This is a genomic window from Rhodococcus sp. PML026 (genome assembly GCF_000963615.1).
GTDB classification, from domain to species: Bacteria; Actinomycetota; Actinomycetes; order Mycobacteriales; family Mycobacteriaceae; genus Rhodococcoides; species Rhodococcoides fascians.
The window spans coordinates 229365-255149 of the sequence record NZ_KQ031365.1 but is presented as its reverse complement, the minus strand read 5'-3'; the positions used below and the strand labels follow the sequence as shown (position 1 = coordinate 255149).

Annotated in this window: 29 protein-coding genes; 17 read left to right on the top strand and 12 right to left on the bottom strand. The window is 65.1% G+C overall.

Annotated features, from left to right (window positions below; genetic code table 11):
• Positions 1 to 79 precede the first annotated feature (79 nt).
• Entirely contained in the window at positions 80 to 460 is a 381-nt protein-coding gene (locus VF34_RS01310) for a VOC family protein (protein WP_027498301.1), read from the top strand.
• Here VF34_RS01310 and VF34_RS01305 read toward each other — a convergent pair.
• Together VF34_RS01305 and VF34_RS01300 are read right to left on the bottom strand one after the other, a co-directional pair.
• Positions 457 to 1728, bottom strand: coding sequence for a sensor domain-containing phosphodiesterase (locus VF34_RS01305; RefSeq protein ID WP_027498302.1), 1272 nt, complete (start codon positions 1726 to 1728; stop codon positions 457 to 459). The two genes, VF34_RS01310 and VF34_RS01305, sit on opposite strands and share 4 nt — an antisense overlap.
• Before the next feature lie 105 nt (positions 1729 to 1833).
• Positions 1834 to 3162, bottom strand: a complete 1329-nt coding sequence (locus VF34_RS01300; protein ID WP_230591124.1) for a hypothetical protein — start codon at positions 3160 to 3162, stop codon at positions 1834 to 1836.
• 177 nt (positions 3163 to 3339) lie between these two features.
• Between VF34_RS01300 and VF34_RS01295 the strand changes: the two genes are divergently transcribed.
• The 5 genes from VF34_RS01295 to menE are packed head-to-tail and all read left to right on the top strand — an operon-like array spanning position 3340 to position 6627.
• Positions 3340 to 4512: an inorganic phosphate transporter gene (locus VF34_RS01295; protein WP_032375578.1), complete on the top strand. Its 1173-nt coding sequence runs from the start codon at positions 3340 to 3342 to the stop codon at positions 4510 to 4512.
• 5 nt (positions 4513 to 4517) lie between these two features.
• Entirely contained in the window at positions 4518 to 4805 is a 288-nt protein-coding gene (locus VF34_RS01290; protein WP_027498305.1) for a hypothetical protein, read from the top strand.
• Between the two features lie 26 nt (positions 4806 to 4831).
• Positions 4832 to 5161: a DUF3349 domain-containing protein gene (locus VF34_RS01285; RefSeq protein ID WP_027498306.1), complete on the top strand. Its 330-nt coding sequence runs from the start codon at positions 4832 to 4834 to the stop codon at positions 5159 to 5161.
• Between the two features lie 4 nt (positions 5162 to 5165).
• Positions 5166 to 5480: a DUF3349 domain-containing protein gene (locus VF34_RS01280; protein ID WP_027498307.1), complete on the top strand. Its 315-nt coding sequence runs from the start codon at positions 5166 to 5168 to the stop codon at positions 5478 to 5480.
• A 10-nt stretch (positions 5481 to 5490) separates the two neighbouring features.
• Positions 5491 to 6627: an o-succinylbenzoate--CoA ligase gene (gene menE, locus VF34_RS01275; RefSeq protein WP_032375577.1), complete on the top strand. Its 1137-nt coding sequence runs from the start codon at positions 5491 to 5493 to the stop codon at positions 6625 to 6627.
• Positions 6628 to 6649: 22 nt separating this feature from the next.
• Here the strand turns inward: menE and aztA are convergent, their stop codons facing one another.
• Complete coding sequence (gene aztA, locus VF34_RS01270) at positions 6650 to 7300, bottom strand: zinc ABC transporter ATP-binding protein AztA (RefSeq protein WP_032375576.1); 651 nt, start codon at positions 7298 to 7300, stop codon at positions 6650 to 6652.
• Positions 7301 to 7353: 53 nt separating this feature from the next.
• Here aztA and aztB point away from each other — a divergent pair, with 53 nt between their 5' ends.
• Genes aztB through aztD form a run of 4 tightly spaced genes read left to right on the top strand, consistent with a single transcriptional unit; the run spans position 7354 to position 11586 of the window.
• Positions 7354 to 8235: a zinc ABC transporter permease AztB gene (gene aztB / locus VF34_RS01265; protein WP_230595428.1), complete on the top strand. Its 882-nt coding sequence runs from the start codon at positions 7354 to 7356 to the stop codon at positions 8233 to 8235.
• On the top strand, positions 8217 to 9440 hold the full coding sequence (locus tag VF34_RS01260) for a hypothetical protein (RefSeq protein ID WP_032375575.1): 1224 nt from the start codon (positions 8217 to 8219) through the stop codon (positions 9438 to 9440). Before aztB ends, VF34_RS01260 begins: the two co-directional genes overlap by 19 nt.
• Entirely contained in the window at positions 9437 to 10363 is a 927-nt protein-coding gene (gene aztC / locus VF34_RS01255; RefSeq protein WP_032375574.1) for a zinc ABC transporter substrate-binding protein AztC, read from the top strand. Before VF34_RS01260 ends, aztC begins: the two co-directional genes overlap by 4 nt.
• A gap of 29 nt (positions 10364 to 10392) precedes the next feature.
• Positions 10393 to 11586, top strand: a complete 1194-nt coding sequence (aztD, locus tag VF34_RS01250) for a zinc metallochaperone AztD (RefSeq protein ID WP_032375573.1) — start codon at positions 10393 to 10395, stop codon at positions 11584 to 11586.
• A 48-nt stretch (positions 11587 to 11634) separates the two neighbouring features.
• Here the strand turns inward: aztD and VF34_RS01245 are convergent, their stop codons facing one another.
• Positions 11635 to 12015: a nuclear transport factor 2 family protein gene (locus VF34_RS01245; RefSeq protein WP_052063185.1), complete on the bottom strand. Its 381-nt coding sequence runs from the start codon at positions 12013 to 12015 to the stop codon at positions 11635 to 11637.
• A gap of 5 nt (positions 12016 to 12020) precedes the next feature.
• Positions 12021 to 13577 carry an alpha/beta hydrolase gene (locus VF34_RS01240; protein WP_032375600.1) on the bottom strand — a complete coding sequence of 519 codons (1557 nt, stop codon included), beginning with the start codon at positions 13575 to 13577 and terminating at the stop codon, positions 12021 to 12023.
• 182 nt (positions 13578 to 13759) lie between these two features.
• Between VF34_RS01240 and VF34_RS01235 the strand changes: the two genes are divergently transcribed.
• From VF34_RS01235 to VF34_RS01225, 3 genes are all read left to right on the top strand, one after another.
• Positions 13760 to 14539 (top strand): PIG-L family deacetylase, encoded by a 780-nt coding sequence (locus tag VF34_RS01235; RefSeq protein WP_027498315.1) that lies wholly within the window; start codon positions 13760 to 13762, stop codon positions 14537 to 14539.
• Between the two features lie 155 nt (positions 14540 to 14694).
• Positions 14695 to 15945: a DUF7159 family protein gene (locus VF34_RS01230; protein ID WP_032375572.1), complete on the top strand. Its 1251-nt coding sequence runs from the start codon at positions 14695 to 14697 to the stop codon at positions 15943 to 15945.
• 47 nt (positions 15946 to 15992) lie between these two features.
• Positions 15993 to 16862 (top strand): 1,4-dihydroxy-2-naphthoate polyprenyltransferase, encoded by an 870-nt coding sequence (locus VF34_RS01225; protein ID WP_032375571.1) that lies wholly within the window; start codon positions 15993 to 15995, stop codon positions 16860 to 16862.
• Here the strand turns inward: VF34_RS01225 and VF34_RS01220 are convergent.
• The 5 genes from VF34_RS01220 to VF34_RS01200 form a co-directional block, all read right to left on the bottom strand.
• Entirely contained in the window at positions 16859 to 17239 is a 381-nt protein-coding gene (locus tag VF34_RS01220) for a phage holin family protein (RefSeq protein WP_032365232.1), read from the bottom strand. The genes VF34_RS01225 and VF34_RS01220 overlap by 4 nt on opposite strands.
• A gap of 33 nt (positions 17240 to 17272) precedes the next feature.
• Positions 17273 to 17776 (bottom strand): Clp protease N-terminal domain-containing protein, encoded by a 504-nt coding sequence (locus VF34_RS01215; protein WP_045840658.1) that lies wholly within the window; start codon positions 17774 to 17776, stop codon positions 17273 to 17275.
• A 6-nt stretch (positions 17777 to 17782) separates the two neighbouring features.
• Positions 17783 to 17998: a hypothetical protein gene (locus VF34_RS01210; protein ID WP_032365231.1), complete on the bottom strand. Its 216-nt coding sequence runs from the start codon at positions 17996 to 17998 to the stop codon at positions 17783 to 17785.
• A 55-nt stretch (positions 17999 to 18053) separates the two neighbouring features.
• Positions 18054 to 18395 carry a PNPOx family protein gene (locus VF34_RS01205; protein ID WP_032375598.1) on the bottom strand — a complete coding sequence of 114 codons (342 nt, stop codon included), beginning with the start codon at positions 18393 to 18395 and terminating at the stop codon, positions 18054 to 18056.
• Between the two features lie 68 nt (positions 18396 to 18463).
• Entirely contained in the window at positions 18464 to 18964 is a 501-nt protein-coding gene (locus VF34_RS01200; RefSeq protein ID WP_045840678.1) for a MarR family winged helix-turn-helix transcriptional regulator, read from the bottom strand.
• A 74-nt stretch (positions 18965 to 19038) separates the two neighbouring features.
• Between VF34_RS01200 and VF34_RS01195 the strand changes: the two genes are divergently transcribed.
• From VF34_RS01195 to VF34_RS01180, 4 genes are all read left to right on the top strand, one after another.
• On the top strand, positions 19039 to 19947 hold the full coding sequence (locus VF34_RS01195) for an NAD(P)/FAD-dependent oxidoreductase (RefSeq protein WP_045840657.1): 909 nt from the start codon (positions 19039 to 19041) through the stop codon (positions 19945 to 19947).
• Between the two features lie 67 nt (positions 19948 to 20014).
• Positions 20015 to 21409 carry an HNH endonuclease signature motif containing protein gene (locus VF34_RS01190; protein ID WP_045840656.1) on the top strand — a complete coding sequence of 465 codons (1395 nt, stop codon included), beginning with the start codon at positions 20015 to 20017 and terminating at the stop codon, positions 21407 to 21409.
• A gap of 25 nt (positions 21410 to 21434) precedes the next feature.
• Positions 21435 to 23894 carry an aminopeptidase N gene (gene pepN, locus VF34_RS01185; RefSeq protein WP_045840655.1) on the top strand — a complete coding sequence of 820 codons (2460 nt, stop codon included), beginning with the start codon at positions 21435 to 21437 and terminating at the stop codon, positions 23892 to 23894.
• A 5-nt stretch (positions 23895 to 23899) separates the two neighbouring features.
• Complete coding sequence (locus VF34_RS01180; protein WP_032369908.1) at positions 23900 to 24211, top strand: hypothetical protein; 312 nt, start codon at positions 23900 to 23902, stop codon at positions 24209 to 24211.
• Positions 24212 to 24217: 6 nt separating this feature from the next.
• On the opposite strand, the gene VF34_RS01175 is transcribed toward VF34_RS01180, so the two are convergent.
• Together VF34_RS01175 and VF34_RS01170 are read right to left on the bottom strand one after the other, a co-directional pair.
• Positions 24218 to 25300: an L-cysteine desulfhydrase Cds1 gene (locus tag VF34_RS01175; RefSeq protein WP_032390602.1), complete on the bottom strand. Its 1083-nt coding sequence runs from the start codon at positions 25298 to 25300 to the stop codon at positions 24218 to 24220.
• The gene (locus tag VF34_RS01170) at positions 25297 to 25650 is read right to left on the bottom strand and encodes a DUF4229 domain-containing protein (RefSeq protein ID WP_027498324.1); all 354 of its coding nucleotides are present in this window, start codon (positions 25648 to 25650) and stop codon (positions 25297 to 25299) included. Before VF34_RS01170 ends, VF34_RS01175 begins: the two co-directional genes overlap by 4 nt.
• Between the last annotated feature and the right edge of the window lie 135 nt (positions 25651 to 25785).

The window sequence follows — 25785 nt, the reverse complement described above, 5'->3', positions numbered from 1 at the left end:
TCCGGGTCGTTCCGCAGGCTCCACTCTCGCTGTGACCATCCTGCGGCAGTGATGGTCGGTTGCGTGATATCCATGCGTGGTGGACATCCTCGCTGCACGTACCATCCTGCGCCCGGTCGACTACCGGAAGACCCTCGAGTTCTATCGAGACGGCCTGTCTCTTGCGGTGTGCCGTGAATATCCCGGCGGCACGGTGTTGTTCGCAGGCCAAGGGTTGATCGAGATCGCAGCGCACGGCGGCACCGAGGAGCCGGGATCGTTCTCCGGGGCACTGTGGCTGCAGGTTCGCGACATCGATTCTGCCACAGCAGAATTGGAACAGGCCGGCATTGCGATCGTGCGGGCTGCGACCACCGAACCCTGGGGACTCATCGAGATGTGGATCGAGGATCCCGATGGAATTCCCATCGTGCTGGTGCAGATTCCGCAGGACCACCCACTCCGCCGGGATACTCGCTAGCCACCCGAGACGGTTCGCAGTACCGCCGACGCCGATTGCGGCCTCGACCACAGATATCCCTGCGCCAGAGTGCATCCGAGATCGAGAGCGGCGTCGGCCTGAGCTCGACTCTCGATCCCCTCGACGATCATCGTCAACTCCAGATCCTTGGCGACCGAGGCCAACGACTTGATCATCGCCCGACCGGCCACGGTGTCGATGAACCGCGTCAGATGTCCGTCGATCTTGATGCCGTCCGGTTGCAACGTCACCAAGCGTTCGAGAGACGACCAGCCGGAGCCGAAGTCGTCGAGCAGGACGCGGAAACCCAACCGGTGCACGTCGTCGATGTGCTTGCGCAACAACGGCCCTGGCGTCACCGACGAGGTCTCGGTGAGTTCGAGCGAAATGGATTTCGGCGACACCTCGGTCGACGCGATCGCGCGTTCGAGTTGGCCGACGCCGTCCGGATGCGCCAGATGACGTCCGGAAATGTTGACGGTCAGCCGCAGGTCCGGTCGGTGTACGTGCCACTTCTTCATCTCCGCGGCTGCCTGCGCGAGCACGCTCAGATCCACGTCGATGATCAGTTCACTCGCCTCGGCGAACGGCACGAAGTCCGCGGGCACCACCAGACCCCGAGTGGGATGGTGCCAGCGCGCCAATGCCTCGAAGCCGACTATCTCCTCTGTCCGTAGGTCCACGATCGACTGGAACCACGGGACGATGTGACCGTCGGCGAGGGAGTCGGCGATGTCGTTGTCGCTGCCGAGTCGGGTGGATCCCGAGCCGACCCGCCGATGCAGATCGAGCTGCTCTTCGAGGACGGACGCGAACTGTTCGAGCTCCTGCATCTGGTCGTTGGAGAGGGGCCTCGAAGTGCGGTCGAGCAGACACAGAGTGCCGATCACCAGACCTTCTCGTCCGCGAAGCGGAACCGAGGCATAGGACTCGATGCCGTTCTCGTCGAGCAGCGCGCGTTGCCGGGTGGTCGCATCGACCCGGCCGTGGGCGACGACCGCAGGCACTCCCGTGCGCACCACGTCGTCGCACAGGGTGTCGGCCCGCACCACGGTGGACATCGGTGGACCACCGATGTTGACCAATGTGTACTGGGTGTCCTCGTCCAACACGTTCAGCTGGGCGATGGCGAATCCGACACTGCGTGCCGCGAATTCGACGGTGGAGCGCAACGCGGGTGTGGTTGCTTCCAGATCGAGGTAGCGGCGAGCCGAGTCGCTCTGCCGCCGGGACTGGGAGCGTGCGGTGTCGTGCACCTCACCGTCCACCAGCATCTCCTCGCAGCCGACATCCGGGCACGCTCTCGACCCGGGTGGAACCGAGTTTAACCGTGCACGAACAGCAGACCGCAGGCAAACCCCATCTCGAGCTCGTCACAATGCCGGGAAGCGCGTGTGCAGGAGCCGATGACGCAACACAGCCGCAGCCACCCGTGCGCCTTCGTCGGTTGCGACGCGGTTGTCGGCCGAGCGGAACGCTCCGAGAGCGTCGAGTTCTGCGATCAACGTGTCAGCCAGAGTCTCGGCGTGCTCCGACTCCGGCTCCTCCCCCGCGTGGGTCCATCCCTCCGCACGCAACAGTCGCGCCGAATCGTCGGCCGTCGCCTGCGCGTCGGCGATGTCGTTGCCCAGGATCATCCGGGCCAGGAGAACCTCAGCAGCGATCGAGTCGGGGTGGTAGTCACTGCCGACGATTCCCCCGGTGAGCACGCGCCACAATCCGTCCGAGCTCAGCTGCCGGGTGCGCGTCGTCGGAACCAGCCTGCCTGCGGATCGACGCATCAACCGAAGTCGCATCACCAGACGCCGGAGGGCGAGGACCTTGTCGGTATCGAGTTCGCGTCCGACGAACTGCGGACGCTCGGCTACCGGAAAGACAGTGCGAGCGATACGCGCCACCAGATCGTCCGGCAGATACCCGGCATCGGTCAGCGCCACGCCGTCGCCGATGCAGCCGATGAAGCTCTCGAGTCTGCGCACGCACCCGTACACCGGCTCGACCGCCTCGTGCAGCGCCTCGCGCAACCCCAGGTAGAGCTCGGCTCGTGGAGCGCTGTAACTGCTCCACAGTTCGATGCGGTGGTCGAGAAGTTGTTCGAGCAGAACGTCGTCGGTGCCGTTCTTGCCCTGATCCGAGGTCAGCACCGCGTCGGTCACGCCGCGACGACGCGTCGCCCGTGCGGTGACTCCCAGTGGTCGGCCACCGGGCTTCGACGGCTCGAACTCACCGGCGATGGTCGCCACTTCGAGTGTCTCACCGATCTTTTCGACGATGGCCCGCTCGACCCCGGTCGGAGCGTCCTGCCACGTCACCAACTCGGTGTCGACTGCTCCGATACCGGATTGCTCGGTGGCGGCGCGATACTGCTGCAGCCAGATCGCATCGTCGGTGGCACGTACGAGCTCGTCCGTCACGCCGCTGCGCGCGATCTCCGCATACGCGACGCGTCCCAGCCGCTCGAGCAGATCCCCGAGCGCTCGGGCGATGTCGACGGCCCGATCGGGGCCCTCGGCCGCGTGGCGCAGATAGATCCACAGAAATGTCTGTACGGAATGCTGTGTCGGCCCCGCAGGCGGCGACACCGCGGCCAGTCCGTCCCACCCGAGCCGGGCGTCGGCAGCAAGAGCCGGATCGACGGAATCGAAGTACGACAGGGCGGCCGACACCGCATCATCCATACCGGATCCCTTCACGTCGTCCACTGTTCCACAATGCTTCGACCGGAGGAGACCACCGCCGTGCGCTACGCCACAGACGAAGTGGACATATAAGGCAAAAAGGTGAACTGAAGGTGAACTGGAGACGACTTCGCGGCACCCGAGAAGAACACTTCGCAAGAAATTTCCGCGAATGGCCGTTCGTGTCCCACACTTTCCACCGTGAGCGCTGAATTTCTCGTACTTCTCGTGGTGGTCGTGACGGCCCTGGCCTTCGACTTCACCAACGGTTTCCACGACACCGCCAACGCCATGGCGACGTCGATCGCAACGGGGGCATTGAAGCCCAAGGTCGCGGTCACCCTGTCTGCCGTCCTCAACCTGGTCGGCGCCTTCCTGTCCGTAGAGGTCGCAGCCACCGTCGCGAAGGGGATCGTCAATCTCGGCGACACCGGCGGCCAGGCCCTGCTGACCATCATCTTCGCCGGCCTCGTCGGCGGCATCCTGTGGAACCTCGCCACCTGGCTGCTCGGCATCCCGTCGAGCAGCTCGCACGCACTGTTCGGCGGCCTCATCGGTGCCACCATGGCGGGCCTGGGAACCAGCGGCGTCGTGTGGGACGGGGTGTGGAGCAAGATCGTGTTGCCCGCCGTGCTGGCCCCCATCGTCGCCGGCCTCGTCGCCACCGTCGGCACCTGGATCATCTACCGCATCACCAACGCAGTTCCCGAGAAGTCCAAGGAGCGCGGATTCCGTTGGGGCCAGATCGGTTCGGCCTCACTCGTCTCGCTCGCCCACGGCACCAACGACGCCCAGAAGACGATGGGCGTGATCTTCCTGGCTCTCGTCGCCTACGGGACCGTCTCGCCGGACGCCGAGATGCCCCTGTGGGTCAAGGTCACGTGCGCCCTCGCCATCGCGTTGGGCACCTACCTCGGCGGCTGGCGCGTCATCCGCACCCTCGGTAAGGGCCTCGTCGAGATCGCATCCCCGCAGGGCATGGCAGCCGAGTCCTCGTCTGCCGCAATCATTCTGACGTCGAGCCACCTCGGCCTCCCGCTCTCGACCACGCAGGTCGCGACCGGCTCGATCCTCGGATCGGGACTCGGAAAGCCCGGTGCCGCCGTGCGCTGGAACGTCGCAGGACGCATGGCCGTCGCCTGGGTCATCACCTTGCCGCTCGCCGGCGTGGTCGGCGCCGCATGCTGGCTGCTCGCCCACACGATCGGCGGTCTGCCCGGCATCCTCGTGGTCTTCGCCATCCTCGTCGGCCTGGCCACCGTCATGTACATCCGCTCGCGCCGCGAACCCGTCGATCCGGACAACGTGAACGCCGTATGGGACGGCGGACTCGTTCCTGCCGCCGCCGAAACCGACTCCCCCGCGAAGGTCTGAACATCATGGAAACCCTCAAGCACACACTCGATTCGCTCTGGCAGGTCGTTCTCGTCGGCCTGCTGCTCGGTGCCGGACTGCCCGCGATCTTCGCTTTCGGACTCAAGGCACTCTCGGTCGGTGAGCCCTCGGACGAGGCCACGGCCTCGGGCACCACACGCGTGGCCCGACCCGCAGTCGCCACCGCCGCGGCCGTCCTCTGTTTCGCAGTGGTCGTCGTCGCCATCGTGGCCGGAATTCTCTTCATCATGAAGAACTTCCTCGACAGCACATTCGGCATCTCCGTCTTCTGACACACCCGAGAAGGGGTACAGCTCTCATGACCGACTCCACCAAGACCGCATTCCCGGCCTCGGTGCTCGAATGGCTCCGAGCCGGATACCCCGAGGGCGTTCCGCCCAAGGACCGATTCCCGCTCGTCGCCCTTCTGCGCCGCGCCGCACTCACCGACGCTCAGGTGCAGGAGATCGTTCTCGAACTCGTCTCTCCCGCCACCGGCGCACTCGACGACGGTGCCATTTCGACCGAGGAGATCGCAACGTACATCCGCGACCAGATCGACGCCGAGCCGACGGCCGAGGACATCTCCCGTGTCTCGGCACGACTGGCCGCCGGTGGCTGGCCGCTCGCGGATCCGGCTGCCCTGTAAGACCATGGCGGTCCCGTCGTTCCTCCACTCGATCGTCGAGTGGCTCCGCGGCGGGTATCCCGACGGGGTACCCGAAGCGGATTACGTTCCCCTCCTTGCCCTTCTGAATCGGCGACTGTCCGACGACGAAGTGCAGTCGGTGATGGATGCCCTCATCGCCGACGGCCAGCTACCTGCCGACAAGGCAGGAATTTCCGTCACCATCACCAAGGTCACCAACGAGCTGCCCCGAGAAGAGGACGTCAATCGGGTGCGCGCGAACCTCGCCGCCGGGGGTTGGCCTCTGGCCGACCCGTTCACGATCCGGCGCAAGGACTAATCTCGCCAGTGTGCTCGAGAGCGTTCCCATTCCAGCAGGCTCGGCCGCGGCAGACATCCTGCCGCGGCTGAGCCGTCTGCTGGCCGGCGACGGCCCGGCCGTCCTCCCCGTCCCCGCCGACGATCCACGCGAGATCCGACGCCTGCACGACGCGTTGGCCCCCGGAACCCCCATCGACGACGACGTCGCATTGGTCGTCGCGACATCGGGGACGACGGGAATTCCCAAGGGTGCCATGCTGTCTGCGTCCGCACTGGTCGCGTCGGCGACGGCAACAGAGGAGCGCCTCGGCGGCCCCGGCTCGTGGCTGCTGGCTCTGCCCGCACACCACATCGCCGGGATGCAGGTGTTGCTGCGCAGCGTGCTCGCCGGCACGTCGCCGGTGATCATGGACGTATCTGCCGGCTTCGACCCGGCCGCGTTGATCGAGGCCGTGGGACGGATGCCGGGTCCGCTACGCTACACCTCCCTGGTGCCCGGCCAGTTGGTCAAAGCACTCGAGAACCCCGAGGCCACTGCTGCACTGGCATCGCTGGACGCCGTGTTGCTCGGCGGCGCTGCCACGCCGATTCCGTTGCGCGAGAAAGCGATTGCCGCGGGCGTTCGATTGGTACGCACCTACGGCATGAGCGAAACCGCGGGCGGCTGTGTGTACGACGGAGTTCCGTTGCACAGCACCGTCGTTCGGATCGACGACGGACGAGTGGTTCTGGGCGGGCGGACTCTGGCCTCGGGCTATCGCGGATTACCCGATCACCCGGCGTTCGCCGAGCCGGGATGGTTCCGCACGGACGACGCAGGCACGATGATCGACGGGGTGCTGAGCATCACTGGTCGACTCGACGAGGCCATCTCGACGGGCGGCTTGACCGTCGTACCGCAGGTGGTCGAAGCCGCGCTGGCAACGCATCCCGCTGTCCGCGAGTGCGCTGTCGTCGGATTGCCGGATGAGCGCCTCGGCCAGAAGGTGGTGGTAGCAGTGGTTGCCTCTGCGCCGGTGACGTTGGCGGAGTTGCGCTCTCACGTCGAGCAGTCGCTCGATGCCACCGCTGCACCGCGGGAGCTGTTCCTCGTCGACGCACTGCCGACCCGAGGCCCGGGCAAACTGGACCGCGCGGGATTGCGAGCCGCGTTGGCAGCGCGGTGAGAGCACCCGACGCGCGTATCCGTCAGGACACGATTCGACCGTCCTCGAGTCGCACGACTCGGTCGGCCGCAGCCAACACCTCGGGATCGTGAGACACACACGCAACGGCAACTCCGCGCATCGTCTCCTCACGCATGACGGCTCGAATCCGTTGTCCACTAGCGGCGTCGAGACCTGTCGTGGGTTCGTCGAGCAACAGGAGATCGGCCCGGCGGGCCACACCCTGAGCCAGTAGGGTGCGCTGACGCTGCCCTCCGGACAGGTCGGCGAACGGCATGCCGGTCAGTTCCGCGATGTCGAGGCGCCCGAGGGCGTCGCGCACCGATGCCCGAGCCTCGGTGTTCATCGGACGCCACCGGCCGAGGCGTCCCCACGCACCCACTGCCACGACGTCCCATACGGTCAACGGCAACCGATCCGGCACAGCAGCGCGCTGCGGAACGAATGCAATTGCGCGAGTTGCGCTTCGGGTCCCGCCCGTCAGTGGCCGGGTGCCGGCGACCACCTCGAGCAACGTGGACTTGCCGGCACCGTTCGGCCCTGCGATGGCCGTGAGCCGACCGGGTAGCAGGTCCAGATCGACGCCTGCGAGTGCCGTGTGGCCGGAGAACTCGACGCGGACGCCCCGGAGGCGAGCGAACTCGGACGACGCGCTGACAGCTGAGGTGTTCACATTGCCACTATACGATTTTGAATATCGTTATCACTCTCATTAAGCTCCGGAATGTGCCATTTCAGACAATCGACGCGCTGTTCGAGCCGTTCGACCTCGGTTTCGTCCAACGCGCCCTGTTCGGCGGAGCCCTGGTCGCCGTGCTGTGCGGGGTGGTCGGAACGTGGGTGGTGATCCGCGGCATGGCATTTCTGGGTGAGGCGCTCGCACACGGAATGCTGCCCGGTGTCGCTCTCGCGACCGTTCTCGGAGTCCCGGTGATGATCGGCGGCGCACTGAGCGCGGTCGCCATGAGCCTCGGGATCACCGCGCTGCAACGCCGCGGAACACTGTCCTACGACACGAGCATCGGGATGTTGTTCGTGTCCATGTTGGCGCTCGGCGTCATCGTCATCTCCCACTCGGGGAGCTTCGCCACCGACGCCACGTCCATACTGTTCGGCGACATTCTTGCCATCACGCACACGGACCTCTATCTCCTGGCAGGAGCGGCCGCACTCGGAGTCGCCGTCGCGGCGCTGTTTCATCGACCGCTGGTCGCCGTTGCGCTGGACCCCCGAATTGCTTCGGTGCTCGGACTCGGGCCGCGCTCGGCCCAAGCAGTTCTCGTCGCACTCGTGACGCTGGCAGTCGTCGCGTCGTACCAAGCCGTCGGCTCGCTGCTGGTCGTCGGACTGCTGCTCGCCCCTGCCGTCGCCGCCGGGCAGTGGACCACCCGCATTCCCACTCGAATGCTGGTGGCGGCCGTCCTCGGCATGCTGTCCGTGTTCGGCGGCCTACTGATCTCCTGGCACGCGGCCACCGCCGCCGGTGCCTCCGTGGCGGCGACCGCGATCGCGGTGTCCGGCCTGTCGTACGCGATACGCAGTGCCGTCACCGCCACCCGTCATCGCCCCACTTCACCCGAAAGGAACACGTGCGCCCCCGCATCCTGACCACCACAATCGCCGTCGGTGCCCTCGTTCTCGCATCGACGGCCTGTTCCTCGGAGACGAACGTGCCGCGCACAGACGAACCCACAGGCGGAGGCCACGGGGCAGTAGCCGGTGCCGCCGAACTCGCCGAACCGCGGCTCGGGCTCACGTCCGTGGACCCGACCGGGCGGGTGTCCCATCTCGATCTGCTCGACGACGCCGTCACCGATCTCGGGACCATCGGAGCCCCGCAGGCTCTGCACACCGACGGCCGCTACCTGTTCGTGCAGACCGACGCGGGCGTCGAGATCGTCGACAGCGGGGTCTGGACCTGGGACCACGTCGACCATTTTCACTACTACCGCAGCGAGCCTCGACTACTCGGCACGGTTGGCGGCTCAGGCACGGCAACCGTTGCCACGTCCAACCTTTCGACCTCGGGAAGTACTGGACTGTTCTTTCCCGACTCCGGCGACGCTGTGCTGCTCGACACCGAGGCCCTGTCGAAAGGCACAGTCGTGGAACGATTCCGAAAGGTCACCACGCCCGGTGCCGGAACGGTCGTTCCCGTCGGCACTTTCGCGCTCGTGACCGAGGGCTCCGGTCCGTCGACCTCGGTCGTCGGATACACCGCCGACGGCGAACGCACCGGGCCGGTCGAACCGTGCCCGCAGGCCCGCGGCACGATCACCACCAGGGTCGGTGCGGTGATCGGGTGCGCAGACGGCGCACTGCTCGCCTCGGCCACCGGTGACGAGTTGGCGGTCGAGAGAATCCCCTACCCGGCCGGCGCTACCGCCGCGGCAGCGCCGTCGTTCGACAACCGCGAGGGCCGCCCCACGGTCGCAGGTTCTGCCGGAGCAGAGGGCATTTGGATGCTGGATACCCGCGAACGGTCGTGGTCCCTACTCCCGGCACCGGCACCCCTGGTGCACGTCACCGCCGTGGACGATGCGGACGAGCACGTGCTGGCCCTCACCGAGGATGGCCGAGTCCTGGTATTGGACGGCAACAACGGAGCAATCCTGGCCGAAACCGAACCGCTGGTGGCCGAATCACTCGAGGCCGGCGCGTCCCCGACCCTCGTCGCCGACGATCAGCGCGCCTATCTCAGCGCCCCGACCGAACGACGGCTGTACGAGATCGACTACGCCGACGGTGCCCGCATAGCGCGGACCTTCGACACCGCGACCGAACCGGCCTTCACCGCGGAGACCGGACGATGACGAGCGGACGCGTCGGCCGTTTCTCATCGGCAGTGGCGATAGCCGCAGCAATCGGACTGTGCCTGAGCGGCTGCTCCGCCGACGGTGACGACCGCCCGGTGGTGATCGTGTCCACGAACATCCTCGGCGACGTCGTGCAGCAGCTCGTCGGCGACGAGGCAGACGTGGTGACGCTGATGAAGCCGAACGCCGACCCGCATTCCTTCGAGATCTCGGCGCAGGAAGGTGCCCGCCTACGCACGGCAGACCTGATCGTCTCCAATGGTCTCGGCCTCGAAGAAGGTCTACAGCAACATCTCGACGAGGCAGCGGCGGAGAACGTGCCCACCTTCGTCGCGGGCGACGCCATCGACGTCCTCGAGTACACGGAAGGGGACGCCGCAGGCAGTCCCGATTCGCACTTCTGGACCGATCCCGCGCGCATGACAGCCGTCGTCGATGCCCTCGAGCCGGCGCTCGCCGGGCTGGACGGTGTCGATTCTGCCGAAATCACCGACCGCACAGCAGGTTACCGGCTGCAGTTGAAGGGGCTCGACGACGACATGAGCGCCACCTTCGCTGCGATCCCGGATCAGCGCCGCGCACTCGTCACCAATCACCATGTATTCGGTTATTTCGCAGACCGTTTCGATTTCACGGTGATCGGGGCAGCCATTCCCGGCGGCACCACCCTGGCGGCACCGTCTGCTTCCGATCTGGCCGAACTCGTCGGAGCCATCGAGAAGACCGGTGTTCCCGCCATATTCGCGGAATCGTCTTCTCCGGATCGTCTCGTCCAGGCCTTGGCGAGTGAGGCCGACATTCGCGTCACTGTGATCGAACTGTTCACCGAATCCCTCACCGCACCCGACGGCGGTGCCCCCGACTACCTCACCATGATGCGCGTCAACACCGAGCGCATCTCCGATGGACTCACCAGCTGACCGATTCGTCACACAGAAAAGGAACAATCATGCGTGTCAACCATTTACGAAGGGTGAGCGTCACCGCGCTCGCACTCGGTGCGGTAGCGACCCTGGCGGCGTGCTCATCCGGCACCACCCCCGCCGCCGAATCCACAGCGATTGCGGCCGGGCCACGGGTCGCGGTGTCCTACGAAGGCGGCCTTCGGGTGCTCGACGCCGACACGTTCGAGACCGTCGCTGATTTCGACTCCGAGGAGTACACGCGCCTCAACCTCGCCGGCGACGACCGCAACGTCATGGTCACCACGAGCGAGGGCTTCCGTGTGCTCGACACCGCGGCCGGGACGACCGAGCAACCGCAACTGACCGACACCGTCTTCGAAGCCGAGAAGCCCGGTCACGTCGTACGACACGGCGGCAAGACCATTCTGTACGCCGACGGCACCAGCGACACCACGATCTTCGACACCGCAGCGCTCGAATCCGCAGACGGGCTCCCGGAGACCGAGAGCATCCCTGGTGTCGACGCGCACCACGGCGTCTCGATCGTCCTCGAAGACGGCACGTTTCTCACCACGGTCGGGAACTCGAACGGCCGCACCGGCATCGAGGTTCGTGACGCATCGGGCGCGGTCGTCGCCAAAAACGATCAGTGCCCCGGCGTCCACGGAGAGGGAACAGCGGAAGGCGAGATCGTCGTCTTCGGTTGCGAGAACGGCGCTCTGATCTACGACAAGGGCCAGATAACCAAGCTCGACGCTCCGGACCAGCCCTACGGGCGGACGGGCAACGCGTACGTGAGCGAGACCAGCCCCCTCATCGTCGGAGACTACAAGGACGACCCGGACGCAGAGGGCTCACTCCTGCACGCGGTCACCGTCATCGACCCCGCGGCCAAGACCCTCGACGTCGTGAAGCTCCCCGACGGTGCCGAATACACCTGGCGCGGAGTCGCCCGAGGCCCCGGCGACCTGGCCTACATCATCGGATCGGACGGCGCAGTCCACGTATTCGATCCGACGACAAAGACATTCACCGCCTCGTACCCCGTCATCGACGCCTGGGAAGGTCCCGCGAAATACCAGGACGCCCACCCCGGCATCTCCATCGCGGGTGACACCGCCTACGTCACCGAACCGGCCGGCAACAGCATCCACGCCGTCGACCTCACCACCGGAAACGTCACCGAGAGCAAGCAACTCGATGTCACGCCCAACGAATTCGTCGTCGTGACTGCCTGACCCTGCAACCCGGGGACGCAGAAATCCACTCTGCGTCCCCGGGTTCGGCTACCCCGTCCGATCCGGCGGACCGTCGACCACAGGTGTGCCTTGGTGATGCACCAGTTCCCATCCATCGGAGGTGCGTCGCCAAATCGACGATCGGCGGGCTCTACGTCCCGACCGTCGTGACGTCCACTGCACCAGAACGACACCCACGCCCAGTATCCGTCCGGAGAGATCGTGGACCTCGATGATGCCGTCGTCCGCACTTTCTCCGCCCAACAGCTCGAGTATCGACGGCTTGGTCCACACCACCCCCGACGCTCCGATCTCGACGAAATCGTCCGCGAGCAGCGCCACGAGTCTGCTTCTGTCACGCCGGGTCTCGGCCCGCTGCAACTGCCGCTCCAGCTCCAACACCTGGCCGACCTCGTCGTTCTCCGGCACCGATGTCAACCCGCCATTTCGAGGTACAGCCGCTCGACGTCGGCGTCGGACCATCCCGCCGGTTCGAGGATGTCGGCCCACATGCGCACTGCGTCGGCTCCGTAGCTGTGGCCGTGCCCGTCGTCGACGTCGGTGGAGAACACCTGGTCGAAGGTCAATTGCCAGAACGTCACGAACGGGAACCACTGCACTCCCGGATCGACGTCGGTGCCGCGGGGTTCCCGCAGCCAGTCGGGCCTGCCGAGGATCAGATCGGGTGACCACCACACGATCGGGTCGGATGCGTGCTGCCAGTACACGATTCGCGGCTCTTCCCACGGACCACCGATGTCGAGATCCCCGGACGAACTCGCGAATCGCACGTGCTCTCCGCCGTCGATGACAGGCAGGATCTCGCGGGAACCGGCGTCGCGTCCGCTCGTGATACGCGCCCACTGAGGCGTGAAATTGGGGTTGCCGACCCACAGAGCACCGTCGATGCGCGCGATCATGTCCTGCGCACCGCTGAATGCATCCTGCCCGCCGTAGGCACCGAGGCTCTCGCCGAACAACACCAATTTGGGTCGTGAATCTTCCGGGAGTTCGCTCCACACCGCGTAGATCGCCTCGAACAGGGCTCGTCCGGCATCCTGCGGGGTCTGCCGATCGGCGAGAAATGCCATCGGGCTCGGCAGGAACGAGTACTGCATCGACGCAATCGCCGAATTTCCGTCGTACAGATACTCGAGAGGGCCGGCGACGGATTCGTTGACCCAGCCACGTCCGGTGGTGGTCGCGACACCGAGCACGGCCCGTGAGAATGCGCCGGTACGTTCGAGTTCGGCCACCACCCGCTCTGCCACACCCTCGACCGTTTCGGCCGATTCGACACCGGCGTACACGCGGATCGGTTGCACTGCAGGCCTTCCGGTGAAGTCACTGATCTCGTCGGGCGATGCCCCGGAGACCACGAAGCGTCGCCCCTCCTGACCCAGCGAATCCCAGTCCTCGTTCGACGCATCGGACCCCGACAGTTCTGCTGCATCAGGCTTTTCCACACCCTCGTGGTTGCCGCGGTCGGCGGTCGACGCCGACTTCTCCGCGACGGCCACGATCCCCCGGATCAGGGCACCGTTGACGGCGAACACCACCAGCAGGGCAACGACGATCACGCTGGCGATCCTCGCCACCGGCCTCGGCACGTACTGCTTGCCCCATCGCGTCAGTGCCCGAGTCGCTCTGCGCAGCAGGCGGCCGAGAGCAATCACCGCCACCGCTACCACCAGCGAGAGCACCAGCACCGCGACGTAGAGCGGCCGGCCAGGATCCTCCACGCCGACCAGCTTGCGCACGATCTGCTGCCACCACGAACCGAGGATCAGGAAGAGCGGAATCACCACCACCGCAGCCGCGGCCAACGCCCACCACCCACGTCGACGCCACTGCTCCGACCAGTCCGGTGACACTCCGCAGCGCCGGACCACCCAGGCAACGAGGCACCCCACGCCGTACCCGATCGCGACGCTGATCCCCGTGGCCACCGCCTGCAGGTACCACACACGAGGTAGCAGAGACGGAGTCATCGACAGCGCGAAGAACACCAGAGCGAAGACGATCCCCACCGGATGTAGTGCGCGACAGTACCGATCCGCTCGCGAATCCCGCCAATACGAACGTATCGAGGCCGACCGCCGTGTGGTCACCCATAGATCGTATTGGCCCGCCGACTGGGCCGCACCCACTTCGACGTGCAAGCATTCACGCCATGAGTGTTCTGGTCTGCTTCCACGCGCATCCCGACGACGAAGTGTTCGGCACGGGCGGCGTCATGCGGCTCGCGGCCGACGCCGGCCACCGCGTCGTACTCGTGACGGCCACCGACGGTGCCGTCGGCGAATATCCCGACGGCATCCTCGCCGACGGGGAGACGTTGGCCGCGCGCCGACACATCGAATTGGACCGTTCGGCTGCCGTCCTGGGCGTCGCGCGCGTCGTTCGCCTGCACTATGCCGATTCCGGAATGGCCGGCACGCCGGAGAACGGCAACCCGGAGGCGTTCTGCAATGTCGACGTCGACACCGCGGCTGGGCGATTGGCCGACGTGTTGCGCGAGGAGCAGGCCGACGTCGTCACCATCTACGACCCGAACGGTGGATACGGCCACCCCGACCACATTCAGGTGCACGTTGTCGGTAAGCGCGCCGCCGAGATCGCCGAGACGCCGTACGTGTACGAGACGACCACCAACCGTGACCACATGCGCAGGTTGATGGAAGCCAATCCCCACTGGAGCGAAGAGGCGTCACCACCGGACATGGAGTCGTTCGGACTGCCGGAAACCGAAATCACCACTGTCGTGGACGTGTCGAGCGTCATCGCGGCCAAGCGGGCCGCGATGGAAGCGCACGAAACGCAGGTCGGCGATTTCGGGCCGTTTCTCGCAATGCCGATCGAACAACTGACCACTGCGTTCGGTCTCGAATGGTTCCGCAAACTGCGGGGCACCGGCGGGGTCGGACTGACAGAGACATCGCTGCCCCTCTGACACCACCGAGTCGCCGGTCGTGAGGTCCGTCGCATTTGGGGTCGGAGGCCGCCCGTCGAACACCCTCGACCTGACGTTCGGATTGTTTTGGACCTCTAATCAAACCTCGAGACGGTACAGTGTCCACGTCGCCGTACAGGAGAGGCCGGTTGGAGATGCGTTCGTCGGTAGGTGTGTCCCTGGGAACGTGCGGAATCCGCACGTCTCGGACGACCGAAGACGGCACGTGGACAGACGCCGCTCCCTTCGACGACTGGCAGCTCTCCCCCTCCCCCGAGGACGTCGCGCGGGTCGTTCGCGGAATCGTCGACCGCCCGGACGCGCCGCAATCACTGGGCATTGCATACCGGACCACCGACGAGCGTGATCGCATCACGAAGGCTCTGGCCGAGGAATACGTCTCGGACGTACATCTGATCGACGAGACCGACGCTGCCCTCGAGTACCTCCGTCCCGGCCTGGCCAGCCAGCACCGCACCATCGCCCTGTTCGACGCAGGCGAGACCGGTGTCGACATAGACATCGTCGACGTCGAATCCGGCCGCTCCTACGGCTCGACTCGTACGACAGCAATCAGCGGAGCCTCGTTCGACGCGGTGGTTCGGGAACACATACTGGGCCTCGGCATCGTGCGGGAGCCGCACACACACGACGAGGACACTGCTCTGACGGCATTCTGCCGTGGCATCAAAGAGGCACTGTCCACGCACGAGACCACCAGCACGCCCGACGGCGAACACATTCTTCTCGAGCGCCACATCTTCGAGCTGTCGATCGCCCGGGCCACCGAACAGGCGGCCACCACGGTCCGCCAACTGGGGCTCGAAGCCGAGTTCTATCCCGACGCCGTCATCGCCATCGGCGGTACGAGCAATGTCCCTCTGGTCCGCACGACACTCGAACGGTTTCTGCAGCTGCCGATCATCGTCCCCGAGCAACCAGAACTCGTCGTTGCAGGTGGGGCGGCCGTGCACGCTGCGCGCGTCGACGTCGATCGCATTGCACCGGTCGTCTCGCACCGACCGGCGCTGGCGCGGCTCGGATTGATCGCGCTACCGATCGTGGGCGTCATCGCCGCCGTCGGACTGTTCTCGGGCCTGAGTTCCGAGAGCGAAGACCAACCGCTGAGCACCCCTGCCAGCGTGGACGAGGGCATCCGGCAGACCACGACACCCTCGGCTGCACGGACCACCACCGCCACACCGTCACCGACCCCGGACATCCCGGCCCCGCCGCCGACGTCCGCTGCACCACCTCCAGCCGCCGACAGCGCGCCGTACGTGCAGTATCAACCGCACTACAACCCGCCGCCACCGCCGCCCGCTCCGACGGTGCCGCTACCACAGATTCCCGGTGTCCAGATGCCTGTCATCCCGCTGCCGGTACTGCCGCGCCTGCCGTTCTGACCGGCCGCGTCCGCACCCTTCCGGCAGATACGGAAAGATCGTCGCTCATGGCCACCACAGCACAATGGATCGAAGGGGCGCGACCCCGAACGCTCCCCAACGCTATCGCCCCCGTCCTCGTCGGCACCGGTGCAGCCGTGTCCCTGGACGCAGGCGTGTGGTGGAAGGCTCTACTGGCACTGATCGTCTCGTTGGCGCTCATCGTGGGCGTCAACTTCGCCAACGACTACTCCGACGGAATCCGTGGCACGGACGACGACCGAGTCGGCCCACTTCGACTCGTCGGTTCCAAGGCCGCCTCGGCAGGAGCCGTCAAACGGGCCGCCATCGGCTGCTTCGCGGTCGGTGCCGTCGCAGGTCTTGTCCTGGCCGCCACGAGCGCTTGGTGGTTGGTGATCGTCGGCCTGATCTGCATAGCCGGTGCCTGGTACTACACAGGCGGCTCGAAGCCTTACGGCTACAGCGGATTCGGCGAGATTGCCGTGTTCGTGTTCTTCGGACTCGTCGCCGTGCTCGGCACCCAATACGTGCAGGCCGAGCAGATCGACTGGGCGGGCGTGCTGGCCGCGGTAGCCGTCGGGTCCTTCTCCAGTGCCGTACTCGTCGCGAACAATCTTCGGGACATCCCCACCGATACCGAATCCGGAAAACGGACGCTCGCAGTGCGATTGGGCGATACCCGCACACGCTATCTACACCTGGCACTGCTGGTCGTCCCGTTCGCCATGACGGTCGCGCTGATCGCCCGAACCCCATGGGCCCTGGTCGCTCTGCTCGCGCTACCCCTCGCTGCGCGCGCCAACTCGCCGGTTCGCGGCGGTGCTCACGGCTTCGAGTTGATTCCTGCGCTGCGTGATTCGGGATTGGCAATGCTCGTCTGGGGTGCCGCTACCGGTGTGGCGCTGGCGTTCGCCTAACGCTTCTCGGGGACGAATGCGCCCAGCAGAAAGTTCACGATCGAGATGATGATCGCGCCCCAGAACGCGGCCGCGAAACCGACGATCTCGAGGCCGTAACCGGTCTGCGACGACAGCCACCCCGTCAACATCAGCATCAACGCGTTGATCACGAGAGTGAACAGCCCGAGGGTGAGAATCAGCAGCGGCAGTGACAACAGCTTCACCATCGGCCTGATGAACGCGTTGACGATCGTCAACACGGCCGCAATACCGAGCAGGACCACGATGTCCCACCCGTCACCGCGGCCCGAGCTGGTCACGGTGATGCCGTCCACGAATTCCTTCGCAACCCAGATGGCGACGGCATTGATCACGAGCCGAATCAGAAAGTTCATGGCGCCCATCGTAGAGTTCGGGCCCGCTCGGAGCTATGACGTGCGCACCAGCAGGACGGCGTCGCGCAGATCGTCCAGGCTGCCGCGAACACTCACGAGCTCGGTGAACGATGGATCGGCACCTGCGATCACACCGAGAAGCATGTGCTCGACGCCGATCTCCCTGTCCCGCAATCGGACGGCCTCCTTCAAGGCCAGCTTCAGCGCTTCCTTGGCCGACGGCGCGAACGGCAGGTGAGAATCGTTCGAATGGTCGACGTCGCCGAACCCCACCGCACACTCGACGGTGTCGATCACGTCGTGAAGGTCGATGCCGATGGACCGTAGGGCCCGGGCGTCCCTCGACAGCACGTCCTCGAGCGCGTTGTCGAGGGTGAACCCCGCCTCGGCCAGCGCAGACCCAAGCGGTTCGTCGGCCTTGTCGAGCGCACCGAGGAAGACATGAATGGGTTCGATCCGCTCCGAGTGCAACGCCCGGGCGTGCAGCCGGGCACTGATGACGACCGCCCTGGCCTGAGTGGTGAATCGCTCGAACATGATTGTCTACCTTCCCTTTCCGCCGTGCTTCTTGTGGACCGCCTGTCTGCTGACACCCAGCGAATCCGCTATCGCCTGCCACGCCCATCCCTGATTCCGCGCATTGCGAACCTGGACGGCTTCCAGACGTTCGAGCAGACGGCGAAGTGCGGCTACGGCACGCAACCCCTCCCCCGGATCGGAACTGGCGGCCGCGGCGGCCAATGCAGTGGCTTCTGTCATGTATGTCAATTTAGGTTGACAGAAAGGGGGTTGTCAACCTTTATTGACACACAAGTCAGTGGTCCACAGCGATATCGACAGAGACCCGCCCACGGTCGTCACGGGTCGCCGTCGCGAGCCCGGAGTACCGGACACCGCCGAGGTCGACATCGACACGACCGCCGCCGTCCACGAAATTTCGCCACCAGTTCTTCTTGTCCGGCATCGCCACCCTGACCTTCAGGTGCTCACCCTTCCGGCTGATCGCAACCGGCAATGCGATCCTCTTGCCGGACTTCCGGCCGGTGTAGGTCAAAATGCCCATCGAGCGTCCGAGCACCCTGTCGAGCACCGGTGCCTTCATCACGACCATGAAGACCTTGTTGAACCCTGCCGCCGACTTCTGAAATGTGTTCATCGTGTCCGCCTTACGAATCGCCCCGCACGTGTTGGCGAGCGTAGCCGTGACACAGGCCGACAGGAACGTCACTGAGACGGCAGACCGGACTCCATCGACTCGGCGAGCGTAGTCAGGGCCTCGAGAACACGGTTTCGACGTGCACCCAACGCATCGAACAATCGTCCGTGCGCTTCGAGCTCTCGGGGAAATACATCATCCACGATGCGCCTCCCCTGATCGGTCAGGGTGATCGACGCAGACCGTCGGTCTTCGGCGCTGGGCACGCGCTGCAGAAAGCCGCGACGTTCGAGCTTTCCGAGCGTCTTGCTCACACCTGCGCGGGTCATGCCGAGCAGCTCCGCCAACCGCGCTGCCGTCACCGGTTCGATCGCGTAACGCAGGGGCACCATCAATTCCACCTCGGCGACGGATACATCGGCCGCGGCGTATATCGGTTCGACGGCCACGTCGAGCAGCGCGACGATGCGCTTGATCTCGGCCACCACCTGCATCGGCGAGGTGTCCAGCTCCGGGTTGAACTCGGCCCACCGTGCACAGGTCAGCTCACGAAGCGAGGCATCGGTCATCGGCACCACCAATATTGTTAACTAGTTGACAGTTCTGCTACGTTCACAACATATCGCACCACCGAGGAGGCATCTTGACGTACGACACCGTGGTAATCGGTGGCGGCCCAGCCGGACTCAGTGCCGCGACACTTCTGGCTCGCGCCCGCCGAAAGGTGATCGTTGTCGATGCCGAAGAACCACGCAACGCGCCTGCCGACCATGTTCACAACTTCCTCTCGCGCGATGGTTCCACACCCGAGGAGTTGCATCGGGCTGGATGCGAGGAAGTCCTCCGATACGGTGGAGAAATTCTGCGCGGCAAAGTAATTGGACTCGACGAGGGATTCGAGGTCCGCCTCGAGGGCGGCGAGTCCCGGCACTCGCGGTCGGTCTTGGTGGCCACCGGGCTTCGAGACGAACTGCCCGATATCCCCGGCGTTCACGACCAGTGGGGCTCGGGAGTACTGCATTGTCCGTACTGCCACGGCTACGAAGTTCGGGATCAGCCGATAGCCGTGGTCGGCGGATCCAACCGACCGTTCACGATCCACCAGACGTCGCTGATTCGCCAATGGTCGGACGACGTCGTCTTCTTCACCAACGGCATCGAACTGAGTGAAAACGAACGCCTTCGACTCGACGCGCGGTCCGTCGGAATCGTCGACGTACCGGTTGCTCGAATCGTTGTGCAGGACGGTCGCGTCATAGCCATCGAGCTGACGAACGGGACCGTCGTTCCTCGAACAGTCGTGTTCGTCGGGCCGACGTTCGTTCCGAACGACGCGCTCCTGCGATCGATCGGATGCACTCGCCTCGACAACGGCTGGGTGGCCACCGACCCGACCGGGCTCACCAGCGTCGACGGCCTGTGGGCTGCGGGGAACGTCTCGGATTCCCCCGCCCAGCTCATCAATTCGGCAGCAGCAGGATCGAAGGCTGCAATCGCCATCAATCACTACCTACTCGAACTCGATGTGACCCGAGCCGTCAGCGCGGTCTGACGCCTCCTGCCAGCGCCGAAGAATGTGTCGGTGCCCTGTTCTACACTTGCCGCAGTGGATCGAATACGTGTTCGATCTTCAGTCGCTGGGGGGTGACATGGGGCTACGGAAAGCGGTGTGGGTGACGGGGGACCATTCTCCGCTCGCCGACGTTCTGGGCGCGCGACGGACGATCAACGCTGCCGTCGCTTCGGAACTTGCTCTGCTGGACGATTATGTCCGCAGCCGAACGGCCAGCGCGGCACCGTGGGACACCGGGGTCAACGAGAAGGATCTGTTCAACTCGGCAGTCTGTGAACTGGCGGCGGCTCTGTCGTCCACGTTTGCCGCCATCAATAACAAGGTGCAGATGTGGCGTCAACTGCGCCCTCTCGTGCGTCAGGGCTTCATCGACGGTGCCCTCGATCTGGAGCGAGTCAGAACGATCCACGATCATCTACTTCATGCCCGTCCGGAGACGGCCGTTGCCCTGGAGACCGAGATTCTCAAGGCCGCCCGGGAGATGGCACCGGGAGCTCTGGGCCGCGAAATCGATCGACTGCTCATCGAGGCCGACGCCGACTGGGACCGTGCGGTACGCAAGCGTGCCGCACGCACCGAGAAGCGAATCCGCCTTCGTCGCCGGGCACGAGGACTGTCGAGCCTGACCACACTGATGACCGACGGCGAAGCCGACGAACAACTTTCGCGGATCGACGCCGAGGTCATACGCCTGCACCCGGAGGATCCGCGGTCGGACGACCAACGACGGGCCGACGCTCAGACCGCCTTGATGCGCGGGGAGACACTGCTGTGCGAGTGCGCGACATGCCTGACGCCACGCGACAGCGACAGGGCCCCCGAGCACGATGATCCGGACACAGCGGACAACGAACCATCGGACACCGACTGCGCCGCAACCGACGGAACAAGCAGCGGCAGTTCCACGTCCGCTGCACCGGGGGACGAGCCGCCGACGAGCCAATCATCGAACACGATCCCACCGGATGCACCGCCACCCAGGCTTCCCACGCCCGGCTCTGTGAATACCAGAGCTACCCGATCGCGACCGGGTGGAGGAACGCTGATCGAACGGTGGCGTGCCATCGTCGGGGACGACCCCATCGGGATCCACGCCTTGTACCCCGACGGCCATGGGGGCATGAAACTCCCGCCGCCAGGCGCGCTGAGCTATACGCCCAGTCGAGCTCTCGCGGCGAAGGTTCGAGCCGAGAACCCGTACTGCCTGCATCCTGGCTGCAACGTGCCCTCGGAACGATGCGACCTCGACCACATCGTCGAATTCGACCGACACCGCCCCGAGAAGGGCGGCTGGACCATCCTCACGAACATCGGTCCGCGCTGTCGGCTCCACCACAACCTCAAAACGCGCAAACTTTGGCGCACCGAACTGCTTCCGGATGGAGTGCTGCATATCGTCGATCCACTCGGACGTCACTACTTCACCCCACCCGCCCTGTGAAAAACAATCACCTAGGGTTGGTTCGGTGAGCACCGCGAATCTGACCCGAACCGAAACTCGCAGGCGATCGCGCCACATAGACGGGGTGAAGTATCTCGTCGATCTGAACCTCCTGCGCGCCGAGGACACGGACGTCGACACCTTCGAGTCGGTGACGACCATCGAATTCGATGCGACGACGGCGGCGACATGGGTCGATTTCATCGGTGCGTCCGTGGACGAGGTCACCGTCAACGGCACCGCTGCGCAGGTCGATTACGACGGAGCTCGCATTCAACTGGTCGGACTCGCCGACCACAACGTTGTTCGGATACGTGCACGCGGGCGGTACAGCAGGTCGGGTGAAGGACTCCACCGCTTCGTCGACCCCGTCGACGACAACGTCTACCTGTACACCCAGTACGAACCTGCCGATGCTCGACGGGTGTTCGCGAATTTCGAGCAACCCGATCTGAAGGCCTCGTTCACGCTGAGGGTCACAGCACCCCCGGCATGGACGGTCCTGTCCAACCGCGCGGGAGTCACCGACGGCACAGTCACCACGTTCGCCCCGACGCTGCCCATATCGACGTACATCACCGCGGTTGCGGCCGGGCCGTACCACGGCGTCGAATCGTCCTGGACCCGAGGCGATCTGACTGTCCCGCTCGGCGCGTACTGCCGCGCATCCCTCGCCGAGTATTTCGACGCCGAGGACATCTTCGACATCACCGAGCGTGGCCTCGACTTCTTCCACGACAAGTTCGACTATGCGTACCCGTTCGGTAAGTACGACCAGATTTTCGTCCCCGAATACAACCTCGGTGCGATGGAGAACCCCGGGCTCGTCACGTTCACCGAATCGTACGTATTCCGTTCGGCAGCAACCGAAGCCCAGTACGAGGCTCGGGCGAACACGATTCTGCACGAGATGGCGCACATGTGGTTCGGCGACCTCGTCACGATGCAATGGTGGGACGATCTGTGGCTCAAGGAGTCGTTCGCCGACTACATGGGTGCGTACGCGTCGGCCGAAGCCACCCGGTTCACCGATGCCTGGGTCAGTTTCGCGAACCGCCGAAAGGCGTGGGCCTATTTGCAGGATCAGCTTCCCACCACTCACCCGATCGTCGCCGACATCACCGACCTCGAGGCAGCCAAGCTCAACTTCGATGGCATCACCTACGCCAAGGGCGCAAGCGTGCTCAAACAGTTGGGGGCGTTCGTCGGTGCCGACGCCTTTTTCGCAGCGTCCCGCAACTACTTTCGTAAGCATGCCTTCGGTAATACGACCCTGACGGATCTCTTGAGCGAGATGTCCACCGCCAGCGGGCGAGACCTCGAGACCTGGGCGGGCGCGTGGCTGCAGACCACCGGCGTGTCCACACTGACTTATACCGGCGACGCCGTCGAGCAGTCGGATCCGCGTCCGCACCGCATCGCGGTCGGGCTCTACGATCCGGACGAGGCCGGAAATCTCACGAGGACCCACCGCTACGAACTCGACATCACCGACTCGCGAACGCCCGTCGACTTCCCCGATTCTGCACTGGTTCTGCTCAACGACGACGATCTGACCTACGCCAAGATCCGATTCGACGAGCGCTCCACCGCCACAGTGCGGACCTCCCTCGATCGCATCGTCGATCCCCTTGCACGAGGGCTGGTGTGGTCGGCACTGTGGAACTCCACCCGGGACGCCGAGCTCTCTGCGATCGAATACCTGGACATCGCAACCAGATTCGCGCCGACCGAACCCAAGATCGGGTTGCTCTCCGCAGTCACGGCCAACGTCACGTACACACTCGCGCACTACCTCCCCGAAGACCGACGGGACGAGCCCACCCGGCATTGGCTCGAAGCGTCGTGGCGGCAGCTGCAATCGAGCGAACCCGGAAGCGACGCGCAGTTGGTGTGGGCGCGGGCGGTCGCATCGGCTGCGCAACTCGACGACTTCCTGGCCGACGATCTACGCTCCCTGCTCGATGGCACCGCGACCATTGCCGGGCTGAGGCTGGACCCCGATCAGCGCTGGGCATTCTGGCTGGCACTCGCCGCCACCGGACACGCAACTATCGCAGAGCTGGATGCCGAACTCGGTTCGGACGACACACTTTCGGGGCGCACTGCCCACACAGCGGCGGCGACGGCGATCCCTGACGCCACAGTCAAAGCGAGCGCGTGGACTTCCATCACCGAGCGCGACGACGTGTCCAACGATGTTCTCGACGCCTACATCACCGGGTTCGGGGCGGGTCACCGACCGGACCTCACTCAACCGTACGAGGACCGGTATTTCGAGTCCATCTCCTCGTTGTGGACCTCACGCAGCATCGAGATCGCACGGAGGATAGTTGTTCGCCTCTTTCCTCAGCAATCGTCGACCGACAGTGCAGACGTGTGGCTCGCCGAGCACGAGTGGGCACCGGCTGCGTTGCGGCGCTTGGTGATCGAGCAGAGAGATCACCTGGCCCGGAGTTTGCGCGTGCAGGCTCGGCTAGGGTGACGATCATGTCCGACCATGATGCTCGACGTTCGTTCGCCACGTCCGCTCTCGCCGCAGGCGGCTTGCTCGGCGGCTTCGCTGTTGCTCGCCGGTCGCACAATCGCCAACTCGGCGGAGCAGTGCTCGCTGCAGTCGGCGTCGCCTGCACCACGCAATGGCAGAAATCCTCGGGCTCGGCTCGTGCCGGCGCACTGCTCGGGACGTACCTCGTGGCGTTCGGTGCGTCGCATCCGCTCGCGAAGAAGATCGGTGCGTGGCCGGCCGTCGGGACGGTCGCCGCTGTCACTGCGGTGACGTCGATGGTCGTGACCTGGTAGATCTGCTCAGAACACCCCGGTACGGATGAACTGCTCGAGCGCGGCGGTCGGTTCGTCGAGATCCATCCCCTGGCCCGCGACCCAGGTGTCGTCGAAATAGGTTTGCGAGTAACGGTCTCCGCCGTCGCACAACAACGTCACCACACTGCCGGTGCGCCCCGCGGCAATCATCTCGGAGATCAATCCGAAGGCACCCCAGATGTTGGTGCCGGTGGATCCTCCCACTCGTTTACCGATCGCAGCCGAAGTGAATCTCGCGGCCGCCACCGACGCAGCGTCGGGCACCGCGATCATTCGATCGATCACTTGGCCGACGAAGGACGGTTCCACCCGCGGTCGCCCGATGCCTTCGATACGTGAGGACTTACCGGTCTCGAAACTCGCGTCACCGGTTTCGTAGCCTCCGATGAAGGCCGAATTCTCTGGGTCCACCACGGCCAAACGCGTTGCGTGTCTGCGGTATCGGATGTAGCGACCGATGGTGGCGCTCGTTCCGCCTGTTCCCGCGCCTACGACCACCCAATCGGGGATGGGACATTTCTCGAGCCGGAGCTGATCGTAGATGGACTCGGCGATGTTGTTGTTCCCCCGCCAATCGGTGGCCCGTTCGGCGTGGGTGAACTGGTCCATGTAATGGCAGTCGGGTTCGGCTGCGAGCCGGTGCGCCTCGGTGTACATCTCACCCGGGTGGTCGACGAAGTGGCAGCGCCCACCGTGCGATTCGATGAGGGCGATCTTGGCGGGACTTGTACTTCTGGGCATGACTGCGACGAACTTCAATCCCAGCAGGCCGGCGAAATATGCCTCACTGACCGCCGTGGAGCCGGACGACGCCTCGACGACCGTGGTTCGCGCGGTGACCCAGCCGTTGCAGATCGCGTACAGAAACAGCGATCGCGCCAGCCGGTGTTTGAGGCTGCCGGTGATGTGAGTGGATTCGTCCTTGAGGTACAGCGAGATTCCCCATGCGGCAGGCAGTGGATAGCTCAGCAGGTGTGTGTCGGCACTGCGCTGAGAATCGGCTTCGATCAACCGGACTGCGTTGTCGACCCACTCACGCGATCCGGAGCGGTCCACCGATGCGGTCACTTGCGGCCGTCTTCACCGCGCAGCTTGGACTGCAGGTCCGCGCGAGCGGTGCGTCGGTGTTCGTCGACCGCAGCGATGGACTCGTTGACGCGGATGCGCATCTGCTTGAACAGAAGCAGGGACAACGGCAGCGAGATGAGGACGCCGAAGATCGCCGCGACGAGGATCGGAACCTCGATGCCGAAGAGTAAACCGACACCGATGATGATCGCGGCGATGACGATGACGAGCGCCAGACGCGCAAACGTGTACACGGCGAGATTGACGGCAAGGGACTTCTTCGCAGAACGGCCGGGCGTGGGGTTTCCGCTGGTCGGGTCGCTTCGGTCGGCATTCGTCGCATCGCTCACGAGCTCAAGGTTACCGGTCACGCCAGGGCTTCCCACCCACCCCTGGCGTGACCGATTTGTCCATTACCTCCCCTTTACCAACCTTGTATCAGTCGAGTACCTAGGGGTCCGAGTGCAACCATGGGGCTCACAACA

What these genes read in the sequence shown, in the direction of transcription:
- VF34_RS01235 (WP_027498315.1), top strand. Translation starts at nt 13,760, where the DNA reads ATGAGTGTTCTGGTCTGCTTCCACGCGCATCCCGACGACGAAGTGTTC.
- VF34_RS01205 (WP_032375598.1), bottom strand. Translation starts at nt 18,395, where the DNA reads ATGAACACATTTCAGAAGTCGGCGGCAGGGTTCAACAAGGTCTTCATG.
- VF34_RS01290 (WP_027498305.1), top strand. Translation starts at nt 4,518, where the DNA reads ATGGAAACCCTCAAGCACACACTCGATTCGCTCTGGCAGGTCGTTCTC.
- aztC (WP_032375574.1), top strand. Translation starts at nt 9,437, where the DNA reads ATGACGAGCGGACGCGTCGGCCGTTTCTCATCGGCAGTGGCGATAGCC.
- aztD (WP_032375573.1), top strand. Translation starts at nt 10,393, where the DNA reads ATGCGTGTCAACCATTTACGAAGGGTGAGCGTCACCGCGCTCGCACTC.
- VF34_RS01240 (WP_032375600.1), bottom strand. Translation starts at nt 13,577, where the DNA reads ATGACTCCGTCTCTGCTACCTCGTGTGTGGTACCTGCAGGCGGTGGCC.
- VF34_RS01230 (WP_032375572.1), top strand. Translation starts at nt 14,695, where the DNA reads ATGCGTTCGTCGGTAGGTGTGTCCCTGGGAACGTGCGGAATCCGCACG.
- VF34_RS01285 (WP_027498306.1), top strand. Translation starts at nt 4,832, where the DNA reads ATGACCGACTCCACCAAGACCGCATTCCCGGCCTCGGTGCTCGAATGG.
- VF34_RS01210 (WP_032365231.1), bottom strand. Translation starts at nt 17,998, where the DNA reads ATGACAGAAGCCACTGCATTGGCCGCCGCGGCCGCCAGTTCCGATCCG.
- VF34_RS01215 (WP_045840658.1), bottom strand. Translation starts at nt 17,776, where the DNA reads ATGTTCGAGCGATTCACCACTCAGGCCAGGGCGGTCGTCATCAGTGCC.
- VF34_RS01220 (WP_032365232.1), bottom strand. Translation starts at nt 17,239, where the DNA reads ATGAACTTTCTGATTCGGCTCGTGATCAATGCCGTCGCCATCTGGGTT.
- VF34_RS01200 (WP_045840678.1), bottom strand. Translation starts at nt 18,964, where the DNA reads ATGACCGATGCCTCGCTTCGTGAGCTGACCTGTGCACGGTGGGCCGAG.
- VF34_RS01280 (WP_027498307.1), top strand. Translation starts at nt 5,166, where the DNA reads ATGGCGGTCCCGTCGTTCCTCCACTCGATCGTCGAGTGGCTCCGCGGC.
- VF34_RS01180 (WP_032369908.1), top strand. Translation starts at nt 23,900, where the DNA reads ATGTCCGACCATGATGCTCGACGTTCGTTCGCCACGTCCGCTCTCGCC.
- VF34_RS01225 (WP_032375571.1), top strand. Translation starts at nt 15,993, where the DNA reads ATGGCCACCACAGCACAATGGATCGAAGGGGCGCGACCCCGAACGCTC.